Below are 1,470 nucleotides of genomic sequence, written 5' to 3' on the forward strand. Positions count from 1 at the left end.
CTCGATTAAATATAGAGCCTGAGAACTGGATAAAACTCACCACGCAATTTTCTCGGGTATTTCACGGTGCAATTGGCCGAGAGCGGACAATAACCGCTTACTGTGAAACACTGCAAAAACGACGGCGGACAAACCTAACAAACTGCGAGCGCTTGTTGGCTTAGCAAAACTCACATTCTCAACTCTAAATTTTTAACTGTTGTGTTTGCAGCGCGTTGTCGTGCGTGATAACTCAGTTTTAGTGTAGAGATACGCTTGAGCGCTAAAAAGTAGCCATCGACAAACGCTTTTGTACCTAGTGATTGAAGTATTTTTCTACTTTTTACTTCACTTTCTCAGCTTGAATACTAATAGTGATGGGTGTCACTCTTTTCCTACCACTCAGCTTGAATACTAATAGTGATGGGTGTCACTCTTTTCCTACCAAAATGCAGTTAGCACGTGCCAATATGCCGCAAACCGCGCAGGCAGGTTTTGATTATCTTGAACTTATGGTGCCAAATCAGGCTCGCCAATATATTCATTTAGGTGAGGGAAATTACAAAAACTTTTACGGTGAATTCCCTTATATGCTAAGAACCGCAGCGGGAATGAGTTCAACGGCAACGGAGCTGGCTAACTATGTTGTATCACTACAACAAGGCGAGCTGGTTAAAGAGTTAGATATGCTATGGACGCCAGTTAAGCTGAACAACGGACGCACAGAAGCCTTTAACACCAAAGAAAACGGCTATGCAATGGGCTGGCAAGTGACTCAGCGTATGTATCACCCAGCGATTAGCGCAAGCGGTGGAAATGCGACTACAGTGATCACCTACCCTGAAGACAAGGTTTCCGTGATTGTGCTTACTAACCTGTTGGGTGGATTACCCATTGAGTTTGTTGATGATATTGCCGCTTACTATATTCCCAACTTTAACGACGCTAGTAAGCAAAAGGCCTACCAGCCGATGGCGTACTTAAAGCAGCTTACAGATAAACAAGGCTTTGCCGACTTTGCGGCTATGTTTGCAAAAGCGCAGCAAGATACCGGTGTAATGTATGATTTAGAGATCTTGGTGGAGTGGGGCAATAAGCNTTGTTGAAGATGGTCAAGTTAATAATGGTATCGAAATCTTTAAANCTTGCACTGACACAAAATAACGAGCAGCCATATTACCACAACAGCATCGCGCAAGCGTATGAGTTAAATAAGCAGTATGCACAAGCACTTGAGCATTATCAGCAGTTACTTGCGATAAACCCAAACAGTCAGTTCGCAAAAAATAAAGTAGCGGTAGTGAAGGAGTATCTTTAACTCTCCATAAGACTGTGACGGCAGCCTAAGCAAATCGAAAGCCGCAAGTTCANATTACTTGCGGCTTTTTGGTATTTAACCTGAGGTTTGGATAAGAAATGAGCTAACTCATTGTTTTTAAAATTACATTAAATTATCCGAAGCTCTGGTTAATTACTATTGGCAATAAATCG

The 1,470-nt window shown here is 42.3% G+C and carries 2 protein-coding genes and 1 pseudogene; all 3 read left to right on the forward strand.

Annotated elements, in window-relative coordinates; all coding sequences use genetic code 11:
- Positions 1–164: pseudogene (locus tag CKO50_RS24730) on the forward strand (transposase); the annotation flags it as partial.
- A 264-nt stretch (positions 165–428) separates the two neighbouring features.
- Positions 429–1,085 carry a serine hydrolase domain-containing protein gene (locus CKO50_RS14315; protein ID WP_255229852.1) on the forward strand — a complete coding sequence of 219 codons (657 nt, stop codon included), beginning with the start codon at positions 429–431 and terminating at the stop codon, positions 1,083–1,085.
- 2 nt (positions 1,086–1,087) lie between these two features.
- Positions 1,088–1,297 (forward strand): tetratricopeptide repeat protein, encoded by a 210-nt coding sequence (locus tag CKO50_RS24735; RefSeq protein WP_255229854.1) that lies wholly within the window; start codon positions 1,088–1,090, stop codon positions 1,295–1,297.
- Positions 1,298–1,470 lie beyond the last annotated feature (173 nt).

The organism is Pseudoalteromonas sp. HM-SA03 (assembly GCF_002289345.1).
Classification (GTDB): domain Bacteria; phylum Pseudomonadota; class Gammaproteobacteria; order Enterobacterales; family Alteromonadaceae; genus Pseudoalteromonas.